This is a genomic window from Caulobacter segnis ATCC 21756 (assembly GCF_000092285.1).
GTDB classification, from domain to species: domain Bacteria; phylum Pseudomonadota; class Alphaproteobacteria; order Caulobacterales; family Caulobacteraceae; genus Caulobacter; species Caulobacter segnis.
Map to the genome: position 1 here is coordinate 3,348,374 of NC_014100.1, position 15,497 is coordinate 3,363,870.

A 15,497-nucleotide genomic window follows, 5' to 3' on the forward strand; every position below is an offset into this window, starting at 1 on the left:
TCAGACGCTCGCGCGCTTTATCGCTTGAGAGTTCAATCATGCAAAAGCCACTTCTTGCGGCTGACGTCGCCCCTCTGCTGTTCCCGGATGTCGCCTTGGACATCGAGACCCGCGCCGACGGCTCGATCCTGCTGACCAATCGCCTGCCGCCGCGCCCGGTCACGACAAGCCTGGCCCAGCGCCTGGCTCACTGGGCCCAACGCAATCCCGAGCGGGTGTTTCTGACGCAAGCCGATGATCATGGTCGGCGCGTCATGACATACGGTCAGGCGCGCGACGAGGTCATGGCTATGGCTGGCGGCTTGGCGGCGAAGGAGCTGGGCGAGGATCGGCCGCTGATGGTCGTCGGTCCCAACAGTATCGACCAGGCCGTGATGATCCTGGCGGCGATGACCGCGGGCGTCCCCGTGGCGGTCGTGTCGCCGGCCTACGCCCAGCCGGCCATGCTCCCCTGGTCCAAGTTCGCCGCTGTGCTTGAGCAGGTGACCCCGGGCCTGATCCTCGCCGACGATCCGGGTGCGGTGCGCGCGGCGATGGAGGCCGTCGGCTTCGCTCGCGCCCCGGTCATTGGTCTGCGCGATCGCGCGGCCTTGACCTGCTCTCCTCGCGCGGACGCGCTCCTTGCGCCCCTCGCCCTGGACGCTCCGGCAAAACTCCTTTTCACCTCGGGCTCGACGGGCGCGCCGAAGGCGGTGGTCAACACCCAGCGGATGATGGTCTCGAACGTTCAGGCGCTCGGGCAGGTGTGGCCCTTCCTGCAGAACCGCCCGCCGGTGCTGGTCGACTGGCTTCCCTGGAACCACACCTTCGGCGGCAACTTCTGCTTCAACCTCGTGCTTTGGCATGGTGGGGCTCTGCACATCGATAACGGCAAGCCAACGCCGGCCGGCATCGGCCAGACCGTGGCCGCCCTGCGCGCGTCACCGCCGACAGCCTATTTCAACGTGCCGGCCGGCTTCGACGCCCTGCTGCCGGTCCTGGAGAAGGATCACGGTTTCGCCGAGCGGTTCTTCGAGCGCCTGGATATCCTCTTCAACGCGGGCGCGGGCCTGCCCGCCTCGATCCGTGAGCGACTGGAGGCTGTTTCGATCCGGGCGTGTGGCCGCTCAACCCCGATCTTGGGGGCCTGGGGATCCACCGAGACGGCTCCGTGCTCGACCATCCTCTACTTCCACACACCCCATGCCTCCAACCTGGGCGTGCCCTTGCCGGGAACCGAGATCAAGCTGACGCCGACGGATGATCGCGCCGAGCTGCGTGTTCGTGGGCCCAACGTCACCCCCGGTTACTGGCGAGCGCCAGCGGCGACGGCGGCCATGTTCGACGAGGAAGGCTTCTATCGCAGCGGTGACGCGGGACGACTGGTCGAGCCCATGGTGCCCGAGGCTGGCATCCTGTTCGGCGGCCGGCTGGCGGAGAACTTCAAGCTGCTGTCGGGGACATGGGTGAATGCTGGCGAGGTGCGCCTGGCCGCGGTGGCCGCCACCGCGCCGCTGGTGTCGGACGTCGTTGTCGCCGGAGAGGGCCGCCACGAGATCGGCCTGCTGGTTTTCGCCAACGAGGAGGCTTGCCGGCGCCATCTGGCCGACGCGCTCGGCGAGGAGCCTTATGACGGCCCCGCCGCCGAGCACCCGCTGATCCGCCAGTTGATCGCCGCGGGTCTTGGGGAGATGAACGCCTGGCGAAGCGGGTCGAGCACCCGGGTCGCGCGCTTCGCGATCATGGCCGATCCGCCCAGCGCCGCGGAGGGCGAGATCACCGAGAAGGGCTACCTCAACCAGCGCGTGGTTCTGCGGCGGCGGGCCGAACTCGTTGAACAGCTCTATCAACAGTCGGCGTTCTAGAGGCCAAGGCGTGGGTTGGCCCGGCCGGAACCTCCGGCCGGGCCTTCGCCCCTCTAATCGGCGTAGGCCGGACGGCGCGCATAGGTGCCCAGCCCGGGCTTGTAGGACTTCTCGTCGATGAACTGACGGATGCCTTCGCGACGGCCTTGGTCGTCGAAGCTGTTGGCGGCCTCCTGCGCGCGGACCAGATAGTCCTCGGCGTTGTCGTAGGTCATCTCGCCTACCCTTCGGATGGCGTCCTTCGTCGCCTTCAGCGTGACGGGGTTCTTTTCGAGCAGCCGAGCGGCGACCCCGGCGACACGGGTCTTCAGCTGCTCGAGCGGAACGGCCTCGTTGACCAGCCCCCATTCGGCCGCGGTTCGCCCGTCGATGCGCTCGCCCATCAGCGCGTGGTACATCGCCCGGCGGAAGGACATCAGCTCCGTGGCGACCTTGGCCGCGCCGCCGCCCGGCAGGATTCCCCAGTTGATCTCGGAGAGCCCAAACTGGGCCTCCTCGGCCGCGAAGGCCAGATCGCAACCGAAAAGCGGCCCGTAGCCGCCCCCGAAGCACCAGCCATTGACCATGGCGATCGTCGGCTTCTGGTACCATCGCAGGCGCCGCCACCAGCCAAAGCACTCTTGGTCGGCCTGGCGCATGGCGCCAAGGCCCAGCGCTTCGGTCTCGCGGAAAAACTCCTTCAGATCCATGCCGGCCGACCAGGCCGCGCCCTCGCCGCCCAGCACCAGCACCCCGACGTCCGCGCGGAATTCCAGCGCCGCGAGCAGCTCCATCATTTCCCGGTTGAGAGCCGGGTTCATACAGTTGCGTTTGTCGGGCCGGTTGAAGCGAACCCAGGCGACGCCATCGGCGACATCGACGGCCACGGTCTTCGTCATGCTCTTGAAACTCCGGTTCTGTCAGCGGCTCAGGGCCGGACATCAGGCTGAGCTTCGTCCGTTGCCGGACGCCTTCCGGGCGCGAGAACTCGGCTACCGGAGAAACCTTCAGCGTTCGCATCGCGGCCGCCACTATCGTGCTTGCCCGACGCGAACCGAGCCCTTTCGAGCGCGGAGCCAGCGATACGCCCGCCCCCGCGCTGATGATCTGCTGGCCGAAAGTCGCGGGTCGTTCGTCGTGGATCAGCCTGCTCGTTTGCCGCGGGCCCGGTAAAGGATCGACAGCAGGACCACGAACGCCGGGCCGACAACCAGGGCCACGCGCGTGTCGGCGTGAACGGCCATCACGCCCAGCACCACGGCCAGGAAGGCCAGCGCTAGATAGTTGCTCCACGGCGAGAACCGCAGCGGAAAGGTGAGCGACGCGCGCTCGGCCGCGGTCCGCCCGGCCCGGTACCGCAGATGAGTGATGAGGATGACGCCCCAGGTCCAGACGGCCGAGAAGGTGGCCACGGCGGTGGCCCATGAGAACATCTGTTCGGGCGCCAGATAGTTCAGGATCACCCCCAGCAGCAGCGCCGACAGCGAAACCACGATCGCGCGGCGCGGGACGCCGGTCGCCGAAGTCTTCGCAAAGAACCGCGGCGCCTGGCCTTCCTTGGCCAAGCCGTAGAGCATGCGGCCGGTGCTGAAGATGCCGCCATTGCAGGACGACAGCGCCGCGGTGATGACCACGAAATTGATGATGCCGGCGGCGGTATGAACCCCGAGGCGCTCGAAGGTGCGCACGAAGGGGCTGCCGTTTACGCCTACTTCGTTCCAGGGGTAGAGCGACAGGATCACAAACAGCGCGCCGATGTAGAAAAGGGCTATGCGCCAGAAGACTGATTTGAACGCCCTTGGCAGCGTCTCGCGCGGATCCTGCGCCTCGCCCGCCGTCAGACCTATCATCTCGATGCCGAGATAGGCGAACATGACCATCTGCAGCGACAGCAGGACTCCGCCAAAACCATTGGGCATGAAGCCGCCATGGCTCCACAGGTTGGAGAGGCCGATCGGCGCGCCGCCGTTTCCAAGCCCCAGGCAGATCATCGCGCCGCCCGCGCCGATCAACGCGATGATCATCACCACCTTGATAAGCGCGAACCAGTATTCGAACTCACCAAAGAGCCTCACGGCGGCGAAGTTGATCAGTCCCATGCCCGCGAGCGCGGCGAGCGACCACATCCAGCCCGGCGTATCCGGGAACCAGACCTGCATGTAGACCGCCACGGCCGTGATTTCGGCCACGCAGGTGACGACCCACATGAACCAATATTGCCAGCCGGTAAGATAGCCGGCGAAAGGCCCCAGGTAGGTGGCGGCATGGCTGGTGAACGAGCCGGCGACGGGGTGGGCCAAGGTCATTTCGCCAAGCGCCCTCATGATGACCAGCATCGCCAGGCCACCCAGCGCATAGGCGATCAGTATGGCCGGGCCGGCGAGCTGGATGGCCTTGGCCGACCCCAGAAAGAGACCCACGCCTATGCAAGATCCTAGCGCCAGCAGGCTCATATGCCGCCGCGCCAGGCCGCGATGCAGGTCCTCGCCAGGACTGGAAGGATCGCTCGGCAGATCCTTGCGGAGGGAAGCGTTGAAGGCTGGTCTTTGTCGGGTCATGGAGCCGATGAAGACGCGGCGAGCGTTACACGAAAGTTCCCACCGATCGTCGTCGGGCTACGACTGAAACAAGCGTCGCCAAAAATGTCCGCGTCGACTTCACCGCGCTATCTCGCCATGCGCAGGCAGCCCGGGCCCGGCGACGCCAAATTAATCTCCATCACAGCCGCGCCGCCGCAGCAGAGCGGAGGGGGTCAACACCCCGCCGTCGCTGAGAGGCGCGACAGACGCACCGCCGCGCTAGGTCTTGGCGACGCCCGCAAGTCCGCGCGCGATTCCAGGACCCCAGTAGTGGGTCGTGAACGTCCAGGTCGCGACTAGCAACAGCCCCGTGATCAAGAGCAGCAGGACGCTAGCGAGCCTGGCGGTCAAGCCACTCTTCCACCTGCGTATGATCAGCTCCGCGATCAGAAGGTTTGGCAGGTAGAAAGCCACGACCATAAGCCGGTCAAACCAGCCATCGAACGTGGGGGTATGGCCAAGGCGGCCGGCCGCTGCGAACCACAGCCCGTACTCCATGCGATAGAGCCACGACCCGATCGTCAGAGCAAAGAGGCGGATGGCCCATGCGCGGTGCGCTGCCAGGCGACCGGCCCGCGCGTGACGAAAGGCCTGGCTGGCGGCTAGGATCAACAGAACGCCGTAGCCGGCGAAGCCGAGGTCCATCGGAAGACCGCCAACCGTGCGGCGCGCCAGGATGAAGGCAAGGCCGCCCGCGCCGGCCAAGGCGGCGCATCCCACATAAAGCCTCCCTAGGTTGCGATGAAGGGCCGGCTTGCGCCTTCGTACTGGCTCGACGAGCTGCAGGGGGCCAAGCGTCAAGAGCAGCGCGCCGGCCGCCATGTGGGCGCCGATCGCGACCGTGCCCAGCCAATGAGCGGGATCATAGAGATCCGGGAGCGATCCATTCCATGCTACCCCCTGCCCGCGCAGCGCCGTGCCCCCGAAGAAGGCGAGAATGTAAAGGCCGAAGGTCGAGCTGCTCAGCCAAACAGCGGCGAAGAGCAGGGTCAGGCTCAATCGCCACGCGGCGGACGCGGCTGGCGGCTCATTCGGCGCAGGTCGCTCCCGCTTTGGCGGCGCCAGTGGCGCGCGGGCATGCGAGCGACGAGCGGTCCGTATCATGGCTTAGTGACCGGCAGGAGCTGAACCAGCGCCTTCCATCGCCGCGTTGAGGCGCGCCCAGGCCTTGGGCGGAACGCCGCTATGGCGCTTGAGCACCTTGCTGAAATAGCTCTGGTCGGAGAAACCGCAGGCGGCCGCCACTTCGGCCAGCGGAGTCCCGGCCCTGATGAGACGATGCGCCTCACCCACGCGCCGGGCCTGCAGCCATTGGTGGGGCGTCGCGCCCGTGGACACCTTGAAGGCCTTGGCGAAGTAGGTCGGCGACAGATGACAGGCCCTGGCCACCTCTTGCGGCGTCACCATCTGGCCCGCCGCCGCGCCGATCATCTGCTTGGCCAGACGCTCCTGCCAAGGCGCGAGGCCACCGGCGCGCGGATGCCCACGCGTCAGGCCGCACACGACGAAAGCCCGTCGTACCGTCTCGCGCACCCGAGGGCCCAAGCCCGGGTCCGCCGCCACGCCTGACAAGGTCATCCGGATGGCCGAGATCAGGTTGGCCAGGATGGGGTCGGGCGGAACGACGATCTCTCGCGGTCCGGCCGTCGGAGGGACCATCTCGTCATCGGCGCACAGATCCTCCAGCGCTTCGAGGTCCATGCTGATCACGACAAGCTCCACGCTCGTGTTCGCCCGCGCGCCCGGCCGAGGCCTCAGCGGCGCCAACCTCGCTGGCCCGACGCGCCCCCGCCCGCCCTCGCGGTCCGCTGAAGGCTCGATCGGCTCGTCCGGAAACACCAGCCGAAGCCAAGTCTCAGCCGTTGGGATCGTGCGCTTGCCGTCCGCCTCCCCAACGAGACGCTCGACGCGAAGACGCGAGCGACGGGTGGCGAGCTCTGTCGCTCCAACCGTTACGAGCCCGCGCTCGGCGGATCGCGCGCGCTCGGTCTGATCCAGTCCGGGCTCCATCGCGCCGCACGCACGGCCTGCCCGGCGTCTGTCCATGCTCGGAGTGTTCGTGCTCAGCGCCAACGGCCCGTCCCATTTCCGGCTAAATGGCTTCATCGGACGGCCCTGAAGCGGGCCGACCGACCTGAGCGTCGGGCGGTCAGGCTGCGGCGCGGTTTCAACCACGCGGCCAAGGGTTACGATCGTAACGGCGGCGCGGGAACGGGCGTCGCCGGCGTCGACGGAAGTTATGGATCAGCACGTTCAGTCGCCGACCTCTTCCGGAGCGGAGGTCGGCGACCGTGGGCTTTGCAGCCACGGAGGTCCTCTGGGACGAGGGGACGCTCCGCAAGCCCGTGTCAGCGGACGGAGAAGCCGCCGCGTCTCGATAGAGGCGCCCATCCCCTCGCCCCGCGCGATCGCTTCTGCTGTCTTTCGGCGGATCGCCCGGCCGTCGGGCCGCGCCCAGCCAAGCCCGGCGATCTCAGCACTCGATCACGCAACTGGACAGGATATTACCAGACCGCCCACCGATCCGGTTCCTAGAAGCCAGGCTCACGAACCTTCTCAGAACGGGTGGAACAATGGACAAGATCATCCAGGTCGGCGCGGGCAATATTTCGACGCAGTATCCGGAGGGCTCTCAAGGGCCGACCGAAAGCGTCAACAACAAACCCGTAGCCCCGCGCATCACCGACGACTTCACGGGCGCGCCGCCGAGCAATTCGGTCTTCAGCTCACTGGTCTTCGCCCAGTGGGGTCCGTTCTCGGGCGTGATGCAGCTGGATCCGATGGCGGTCCAGACCGACGCCAAGGGTTTGAACCTTGGTTATACCGACACGCCTCGCGTGACGGAGGAAGGCTACAACTACGACTACCACAGCGACTTGAGCCTCGGCTTGTCAGGCCTGAACGCCAGCGGCACCAAGCTGGCCGCGGCGACGGACTGGACCGCCACCGCCGACTGGGACGGGCAGATGCGCGCGACCATGGGTCAGGGCCTGCCGTTCGTCTACGTGACGCGCGACAGCCAGGCCGACGTGGTGATCGACTTCAACCAGCAGACCGGGCCCTCGCGCGACGTCCCGGTCAATCCGCTGAGCTATCAGCTCACTGGGCTGGACGGGGCGTTCACCGGCAAGGCGCTTCAGTTCAACTTCCCCGTCGACGCGGGCCAGAAGGTCGCCGACGGCATCCAGTTTCGCGTCTCGTACGACTTCAACGGCGACGGCAAGACCGATCGCATAGAAACCTACGACTGGTTCGCGACCGACGCGGCGTCAGGCGACGAGAGCTACACGGGCACGAAGATGATCAGCGCCACGGGCGCGATGGCCGATATGAAGAACGGCTCGGTCAAGGTCGAGCTTTGGCGCGCCAATGGCGTCGACGACGTGCTGGTGCGGACCAATGACGCGGCAAGCTACGTCAAGCTGCCCTACGCCAATCTAACCTCGGCCGACGGCGCCGCCACGGACGGCACGCTCTATCTTGGCGGCGGCGCCAAGGCTGGCGGCGATCCCGCCAAGCTGGCGACCGCCGTCAGCGGCGAGGCGGTCTATGACACCACCAAGGTCCCGCCCGGCCTCAGCGTCGGCGGCTACAACGGTCCTGGCCGGGTGTGGTACGCCCAGGACGGGGTGATCGGCGTCACCATTAACGGCAAGAATTACGGCGTTTTCGGCCCAACCGGCTCCACCTGGACCTTCACCGATCACGGCGTGACGTCCAATCTGGGTGGCAAGGACTACTACTCGGTCGCCGTCCTGCCCGACAGCTCGGTCAAGACACTGATGAGCTATCGCGCCCACGCCTACGCCTTCGTCACCGACACCAAATCCTCCTTCACCGTCGACTACGCCAGCGGAAAGCTGGTGACGACCTTCGAGGCGACCACCGACATGAAGGAGACGGGCCCGGGCCTGTCGAAGGATCCCCTGATGGCGCTCTATCGCCACCAATACATCAATTCCTACTCTCCCCTCGGCGAGGTCAGCTACGCCTCGCCGCGCGGTGAGATGAAGGTCCTGGCGAGCGGCTCGACTTTCCAGACCTCGATGGACATCGCGCCGATCCTGCCGATCCTGCCTTTCGTCGGCGACGCCGGCCAAAAACAGCAGCTGATCGACATGATTCACGGCGAGCTGAAGGCTTTCCTCTCGGCCCAGAACAGCCCGCTCGAGGGCGACACCTACTGGGGGGCGCGTCAAAACGCCAAGTTCGGCGACCTGGCCCTGATGGCCCAGATGGTCGGCTACGGACAGGCCAAGGACGTCTTCGTCAAGGCGATCGAGGAGCAGCTGGAGAAGTGGTTCACCGCCGATGACGGCGACAAGTTCCAGTTCGTCTACGACAAGCAGTGGGCGACGCTCATCGGCTTCCCGGCCAACTTCAACTCCGACGACAAGCTCAACGACCACCATTTCCACTACGGCTACATCATCAACGCCGCCGCCACTGTGGCCCAACTCGATCCCGAGTGGGCCAAGCAGGAAAAGTGGGGCGCGATGGTCAACGAGCTGATCCAGGACGCGGCCAACGACGACCGCAACGACACGACCTACGGGTTCCTGCGCAACTTCGACCCCTATGCCGGGCACAGCTGGGCCTCCGGCACGGGCATCGGCCAAAACCAGGAGTCGGCCTCCGAGGCCCTGGAGTTCGCCAGCGCGGTGGCGCGCTGGGGCGCGGTGACTGGCCAGCAGAAGCTCGCCGATCTCGGCGTCTATCTACACACCACCGAGTCTATCGCGTTCGAGCAGTACTGGCAGGACGTCGACAACAAGGTATTCCCCGATGGCGTCCGGCGTTCGATCATGGGCATCGTCGGCGACAATGGCGCGAAGTTCACCAACTTCTTCGACGGGGATCCGGCGCACATCATCGGCATCCAGTACACGCCGATCAACGCCGGGTCGCTGTTCATGGCCGGTCACAAGGCCGAGCTGCTCTCGGAGATCAAAGAGCTGTGGGCTATGCAGAACCCCGGCCGCCCCACCGAGTGGATGAACGGCTCGCAGATGGCCCTGGCCCTGGCCGATCCTGAGGCGGCGCTCAAGGATTTCTTCGCCAATCCACAGTACCAGAGCGGCGCCGGCGAAGAGTCCCGCGCCTATACCCTGCAGTGGATCCAGACCCTCGTGGCGCTCGGCGCGCCTGATCTGTCGATCAAGGCCGACAGCGCCTTCGCCGTCGCCTACGACAAGGCGGGTGCCAAGAGTTACACGGCGTTCAATCCGGGCGCGTCTGCGATCATTGTGAAGTTCTCGGACGGCGTGCAACTGGCCGTCGAGCCCGGCGATCTCGTCACCCGGACCGCCGACGGCAGAACCATCAGCACCGACTTCCAGAACAAGGACATTCCGTTCCGGCCGCCAGGCGTCCCCATGGACCTGCCGACCGATCCGCCGCAATACGCCCTGACGACGATCGCCAAAAGCGGCGACCTGACGCTATCGGTCGAGGACAAGACCGGAACGGCCTGGATCACCATCGGTGACGCCGCCCCCAAGGCAATGATCCGGGGCGATGGCCGCCAGGCCGTCCAGATCGACGCGACCACCACGATGATCGGCATAGGCCGCGACGCCACCGGCGCGATCGTCGTGCTGGGGGCCACCAAGGGCGGTGAGCCGTTCTACCCTTACAAGGTCGATAGCGGCCTTCACCTGGGCGGCAATGGCGGCGCTGTCTATAAGAGCGACTGGAAGACTCTGGAGCCCATGTTCGGCGCCGACATCAACGGCGACGGGACTATTCTGCGCGGCGACCTGAAGCTCGTGGCCCAGAACGGCGACCTAAAGCTGCTCACCGACACCGGCACGGGATTGGCCTACTACCAGGACGGGGAGCGGCCTTTGCGCGGCGTCTCGCGCACCGGAGAGGGCCCCAGCCTTCTGGTGCGGGATGGCTGGACCCTCTCCGGGATCGGCCGGGACGAAAACGGCGCGGTCCGTATCCTCGACACCATGGATAACGCTGGCGTCAGCTATGGCTGGACGCTGAACGCCCAAGGCGTCTGGACGGGCGAAACGCGCTACGACGACGCCAACCTCTCCGAGGGCGAAGCGCTTTTCCAGAAAGACCTCGACGGTGACGGCAAGGTTCCCGCCGCACCTCCGCAGTTGATCGCCGCCAACGGAAAGCTGCGCTTGCTCTTCGATCCGGCCACGGGTCACGCCATGGTCCAGCTCGAGGATGGCGCGCGACTGACCCTGACGCGTGGGCGGCCCTGACGACCCAGTCTTGCTCGACCGCGGCGCCAAGCTCTTCGCGATCGGCCGGGACGACCAGGGGCGGCTGAGGGTGCTTGATGGCAATCCCGCCGACATGGGTCTCAACTCCCAGCATTGGGCCTGGATCCTGGATGAGAAGGGCCATTGGGTCGGCGAAGACGTCATCACCGGCGACAAGCTGCCAAAGGCCGAGGACATCTTCGGCTCCGACTTGAATGGCGACGGGGTTGTCGGCTCCAGCCCGTTCCGCACGGTTGAGAAGAACGGCGCGCAAGCCCTGCTGGTCGACCAACGGTCTGGCGCGGCGATGGTGTCGATCGCTGGCGCAGAGCCCGTCGCTATCACCCGCGACGGCTGGGATAGGGTGCTGCAGCAGCGCGGCGAATGGAGCCTGGCCGCGATCGCGACCGACGACCAAGGCCGCACCCGCGTCCTGGACGCCAGCCCGTTCTCCGACGCGCGCTACGCCTGGATCCTCGACGCCAACGGCCATTTCGTCGGCGAGGAGTCGTTCGACAAGTCCAATGTCGGCAAGGCCGAGACGCTGTTCTCCGTCGACCTGGATCGCGACGGGATCATCGGCTACCCGAGCGGCGCCGGTGGGCTGAGCGGGCTGGGCTAGCCCGCCGGCCCGATCTCGAACCGCTTTCCGACTCGCGCGGGACGGCTGGCCGTCCCGCGCATCTTCCGTTTCAAACAGCGCGGCGAACGTCGCGGCCCAGTTGGCCCCATGACCCCATCTGATCCCACGGCCGAGAGCGGCCCGATCGCCCTGGCGAGCCTCCTGGCGATGCACCGCATCGCCACGGACGCCGCCCAGCTGCGCCACGCCATCGGACATCACCAGCCCCTGTCGCCGATCGATCTGGTGCGCCTGGCCCGCAAGCACGAGGGCGTGCGCGCCCGGCATCGCACCGCCCGCTGGGCGGATCTGACCAAGTTGCCCCTACCCGCCTTGGCGCGCGGCGTCGACGGCTGGTTCATTCTGGGCCGGGTGGCTGGCGAGGACGCGCTCGTCCAGTATCCCGGCGCGGAGATCGCCAAGATCGCTCGGCCGACGCTGGAGGCCGACTGGACCGGCGACCTAGTGCTCATCACCACGCGGGAAGATGTCGGCGGCTCCACCCGCGCGTTCGACCTAAGTTGGTTCGTGCCGCAGATCGCCAAATATCGGCGGCTGATTGGCGAGGTCCTGCTGATAACCCTGGCCATCAACCTGCTGGGCCTAGCCGCACCGCTCTTCTTCCAGAACATCGTCGACAAGGTCCTGGTCCACAACACGCTCTCGACCCTGACGGTGCTGGCGATCGGGTTCGTGGCCGTCTCGCTCTGGGAGACCGCGTTCGGATGGCTGCGTACCCGTCTCTATTCGGAGACCAGCCAGAAGATCGACGTGGAGCTTGGCAGCAAGCTCTTCTGGCACATGTTGCGTCTGCCGCTGGGCTATTTCGAAGCGCGTCGCGTCGGCGACACGGCCATGCGCGTTCGGCAGCTGGAGTCGATCCGCGAGTTCCTGACCAACGCCTCGCTGACGGTGCTGGTCGATCCGCTGTTCACGATCGTCTTTCTCGTCGCGATGTGGGTCTACTCACCGTCCCTCTTTCTCATCTCGGTCCTGGCCCTGCCGGCCTATGTCGCCGTGGCCGTCCTGATCACCGGGCCACTGCGCGCGCGGATCAACGAGAAGTTCGAGCGCGGCGCGGCCAACAACGCCCTGCTGATCGAGAGCATCGGCGGCATCCAGACCGTAAAGGCCTCGGCCGTGGAGCCCCAGTGGCAGGATCGCTGGGAGCGGCAGCTGGCCGGCTACTCCCTGGCCAGCCAGCACGTCATCAATCTGGGCAACACCGGCAGCCAGGCCATCCAGCTGATCTCCAAACTGAACATGGCGGCCATCCTCTATTTCGGCGCCAAGGCGGTGATCGCGCATGACCTGACGGTGGGAGGCCTGGTCGCCTTCAACATGTTCGCCCAGCGGGTCTCGGGTCCGGTCATCCGCATGGCCCAGCTCTGGCAGGATTTCCAGCAGGTGCGGCTGTCGATCGACCGTCTGGGCGACGTACTAAACCAGCCAACGGAACCGGGGGCGGGCAGCCGCGTCACGCTCCCCGACATTGTCGGGACCATCAGCTTCGAGGGCGTCAAGTTCCGCTACGGCCTCGACGGGCCGTGGACCTTGGAGGACATCGACCTTGTCGTTCCGGCTGGGCGCTCGATCGGCATCGTGGGCTCCTCGGGCTCCGGCAAGTCGACCCTGACGAAGTTGCTTCAGCGGCTGTACGTCCCCGCCTCCGGGAGGGTGTTGATCGACGGCGTCGATATTGCGCAGATCGACCCGGCCTGGCTGCGGCGGCAGATCGGCGTGGTGCTGCAGGAAAACCTGCTGTTCACGCGAAGCGTGCGCGAGAACATCGCCATCGCCAATCCCGCGACGCCACTCGAAGCCGTCATCGAGGCGGCCAAGCTGGCCGGGGCTCATGATTTCATTACCCGGCTTCCCCAAGGGTACGACAGCCTCATTGAGGAACGGGGAACCAATCTGTCTGGCGGGCAGCGCCAGCGCCTGGCGATCGCCCGCGCCCTTGTGACCAATCCGCGGATCCTGATTTTCGACGAGGCCACCTCGGCCCTCGACGCCGAAAGTGAGGAGATCATCCAGGCCAACCTGAAAGCCATGGCGCGGGGTAGGACGGTGCTGATCATCGCCCACCGTCTTTCGGCGATCCGCCAGTGCGACAGCATCATCGCTCTGGAGAAAGGACGCATCGTCGAGCGCGGCGACCATGCCGAACTCATGGCCTTTAACGGCCGCTACGCCGACTTGCACCGACGACAGCTTGGCGCCAGCCAGGGAGTTGCCGCATGAGCGACTGGAAGCACTATGTGAGGCAATGGCGCCAAGCGGTGCGCGCCGAGCGCGAACGTCTCAAGGTCCGGCTTTCGCCCGCCGAGCCGGACTTCTTGCCGGCAGCGCTGGAGGTGATCGAGCGGCCGGTTTCGCCGACCGCGCGCCTGACGAGCTGGCTTCTTCTCACGGGGCTCGTGTTGACGCTTCTATGGGCCGCAGTTGGCCAGGTGGACATCGTGGCTTCGGCGGAAGGCGCGATCACGCCCACCGACAACGTCAAACTGGTTCAGGCCTCCGGTCCTGGCGTCGTCCGTCATATCCACGTGCGCGAAGGCGACTGGGTCCGTCGGGGCGCCCCTCTAATCGACCTGGACCCGACCGTGTCCGGCGCCGAGGAAATCCAGGCGGCGGCTGCTCTGGCAGCCGCGCGGATCGAGGCCGCCCGGAGCCTTGCCGTCGCCGACGCCCTGTCGGGACGGAGCGCCTCATTCGAACCCGCCGCCGATCTTCCCGCCGAGGTGGCGCACACCCAGCGCCGCCTGGTCGAGGCCCAGCTGGCTCAATCGCGCTCGGGCCAGGCCTCTTTGCTAGACGCGCGCGCCGCGGCCTTGGCCGACGCCCGTTCGGCTCAGGCCCAGATCGACAAGTACAATGCGACCTTGCCGATCCTGGACAAGCAGATCGCGGGCATGAATGCCTTGGCCGCCAAGGGCTACGCGCCGGGGATGCGGCTCATGGAGCTTAACCGTCAGCGCGGCGCCGAGGCCGGCGAGCGCGAGGTCGCCCGCGCCCAGCGCGAGCGCGCCTTGGCCGATGCGCGCAAGTTCGCCGCTCAAGCCAACGAGGCCGCGCAGGACGCCCGCCAACGCGCGCTGTCGGACCTCGCACGGGCGCAGAGCGAAGTGGTGCTGCGCGGCGAGGAGCTGCGCAAAGCCCGTGAGAAATCAAGACTCCAGCGTCTGGTCGCGCCGGTTGACGGCTCAATCCAGCAGCTGGACGTCCACACGGTAGGAGGGGTGGTTGAAGCGGCCAAGCCCCTGATGATCGTGGTGCCCGACGGCGCCCTCACGGTTCAAGCCAGGGTGCTGAACAAGGACGCTGGCTTCGTGCGCGCAGGACAACCCGTCGCCGTGAAGCTGCAGGCCTTCCCCTTCACGGTCTATGGGACCGTGCCCGGCCGCATCGTGTCGATCAGCCGCGACGCCGTGCCGGACAAGGACGTTGGTCCCTACTTCCTGGCCCGCATCGCGCTGGAACGCGATCGGATCGACACGCCCAAAGGCCCAGTCAAGCTCACCGCCGGTCTTGCAGCGACTAGCGACATCGTCGTCGGGCGGCGCTCGATCCTGGCCTATCTGGTCGGGCCGATCGAGCAGATCCGTCGCGAGGCGGGACGCGAACGCTAGCTTGGCCGGGCCGGGCGAGCTCGGGAGCGAGCCGGGCGCTGCTGCACGGGTCGTGACGACGGTCAGAAAGCGGCTCTTCCCAACATCAGTATTGAGTCAGGTTTGCCCGCAGCTGGGAACGCGCTGCTCGCCTCGTCCCGGTCTCCAGCAAGCGGACCTTCCCAACGGAAGAGATGAGTCAAACTCACCTGTTGGCCTCACGGGAAACCACCGCCAAGATGTGCCGAGCCCGAGGCCGTAGCTTCACCGTGACAGAGCGCCCGGCCGGCAATGTGCTTGCCAGTTATTTGCCAGAAACGATCCCAAAAGGATCGAAAAGGACGCCGCGAGACCCAACAGAAGCGCCCTATTCTGCTAGGTTTGAGCTAGATCGGCCGTTGTTCACACCTAGGGGGGGGGGGGGGGGGGGTCACAGGTTCAACCCCTGCCGAATCCACCATTTTATCCTTATTTTACCGCGACTTGCGGCGCACCGAGCGTGCCATTTGCGGCGCTATCGCCCCAGAAACCCCAGTTTCGAGCCCTCCAACCCGCGAGCCGAATACTTGCGAGACTGGGTTGCCGAGGCTGTGAAGAAATCGGCGCGTCCGAGGCGGTCACTTTCTTGTCGCGGCTCT

At 66.4% G+C, this 15,497-nt stretch carries 9 protein-coding genes; 5 read left to right on the forward strand and 4 right to left on the reverse strand.

Features of this window, described 5'->3' with window-relative positions:
* The first annotated feature begins 38 nt into the window (after positions 1 to 38).
* Positions 39 to 1,844: a feruloyl-CoA synthase gene (locus tag CSEG_RS15410; RefSeq protein ID WP_013080162.1), complete on the forward strand. Its 1,806-nt coding sequence runs from the start codon at positions 39 to 41 to the stop codon at positions 1,842 to 1,844.
* A 53-nt stretch (positions 1,845 to 1,897) separates the two neighbouring features.
* On the opposite strand, the gene CSEG_RS15415 is transcribed toward CSEG_RS15410, so the two are convergent.
* The 4 genes from CSEG_RS15415 to CSEG_RS22905 form a co-directional block, all read right to left on the reverse strand.
* Positions 1,898 to 2,722: a p-hydroxycinnamoyl CoA hydratase/lyase gene (locus CSEG_RS15415; RefSeq protein WP_013080163.1), complete on the reverse strand. Its 825-nt coding sequence runs from the start codon at positions 2,720 to 2,722 to the stop codon at positions 1,898 to 1,900.
* Between the two features lie 243 nt (positions 2,723 to 2,965).
* Positions 2,966 to 4,381: an amino acid permease gene (locus tag CSEG_RS15420; RefSeq protein ID WP_013080164.1), complete on the reverse strand. Its 1,416-nt coding sequence runs from the start codon at positions 4,379 to 4,381 to the stop codon at positions 2,966 to 2,968.
* Between the two features lie 240 nt (positions 4,382 to 4,621).
* A complete protein-coding gene (locus CSEG_RS15425; RefSeq protein ID WP_013080165.1) occupies positions 4,622 to 5,401 on the reverse strand; it encodes a DUF2306 domain-containing protein in 780 nt (259 codons plus the stop codon).
* A 108-nt stretch (positions 5,402 to 5,509) separates the two neighbouring features.
* Positions 5,510 to 6,103 (reverse strand): helix-turn-helix domain-containing protein, encoded by a 594-nt coding sequence (locus tag CSEG_RS22905; RefSeq protein ID WP_227878932.1) that lies wholly within the window; start codon positions 6,101 to 6,103, stop codon positions 5,510 to 5,512.
* A gap of 872 nt (positions 6,104 to 6,975) precedes the next feature.
* Here CSEG_RS22905 and CSEG_RS21680 point away from each other — a divergent pair.
* The 4 genes from CSEG_RS21680 (at position 6,976) to CSEG_RS15450 (ending at position 14,880) form a co-directional block, all read left to right on the forward strand.
* The gene (locus CSEG_RS21680; RefSeq protein WP_013080167.1) at positions 6,976 to 10,626 is read left to right on the forward strand and encodes a glycosyl hydrolase; all 3,651 of its coding nucleotides are present in this window, start codon (positions 6,976 to 6,978) and stop codon (positions 10,624 to 10,626) included.
* A gap of 10 nt (positions 10,627 to 10,636) precedes the next feature.
* Positions 10,637 to 11,248 carry a hypothetical protein gene (locus CSEG_RS15440; protein ID WP_013080168.1) on the forward strand — a complete coding sequence of 204 codons (612 nt, stop codon included), beginning with the start codon at positions 10,637 to 10,639 and terminating at the stop codon, positions 11,246 to 11,248.
* Between the two features lie 108 nt (positions 11,249 to 11,356).
* Complete coding sequence (locus tag CSEG_RS15445; RefSeq protein ID WP_013080169.1) at positions 11,357 to 13,492, forward strand: type I secretion system permease/ATPase; 2,136 nt, start codon at positions 11,357 to 11,359, stop codon at positions 13,490 to 13,492.
* A complete protein-coding gene (locus CSEG_RS15450; protein ID WP_013080170.1) occupies positions 13,489 to 14,880 on the forward strand; it encodes an HlyD family type I secretion periplasmic adaptor subunit in 1,392 nt (463 codons plus the stop codon). The genes CSEG_RS15445 and CSEG_RS15450 overlap by 4 nt, the downstream gene beginning before the upstream one ends.
* The last annotated feature ends 617 nt before the right edge of the window (positions 14,881 to 15,497 follow it).

Coding starts and splice junctions, on each gene's coding strand:
- CSEG_RS15410 (WP_013080162.1), top strand. CDS start 39: ATGCAAAAGCCACTTCTTGCGGCTGACGTCGCCCCTCTGCTGTTCCCG.
- CSEG_RS15415 (WP_013080163.1), bottom strand. CDS start 2,722: ATGACGAAGACCGTGGCCGTCGATGTCGCCGATGGCGTCGCCTGGGTT.
- CSEG_RS15420 (WP_013080164.1), bottom strand. CDS start 4,381: ATGACCCGACAAAGACCAGCCTTCAACGCTTCCCTCCGCAAGGATCTG.
- CSEG_RS22905 (WP_227878932.1), bottom strand. CDS start 6,103: ATGGACCTCGAAGCGCTGGAGGATCTGTGCGCCGATGACGAGATGGTC.
- CSEG_RS21680 (WP_013080167.1), top strand. CDS start 6,976: ATGGACAAGATCATCCAGGTCGGCGCGGGCAATATTTCGACGCAGTAT.
- CSEG_RS15445 (WP_013080169.1), top strand. CDS start 11,357: ATGACCCCATCTGATCCCACGGCCGAGAGCGGCCCGATCGCCCTGGCG.
- CSEG_RS15450 (WP_013080170.1), top strand. CDS start 13,489: ATGAGCGACTGGAAGCACTATGTGAGGCAATGGCGCCAAGCGGTGCGC.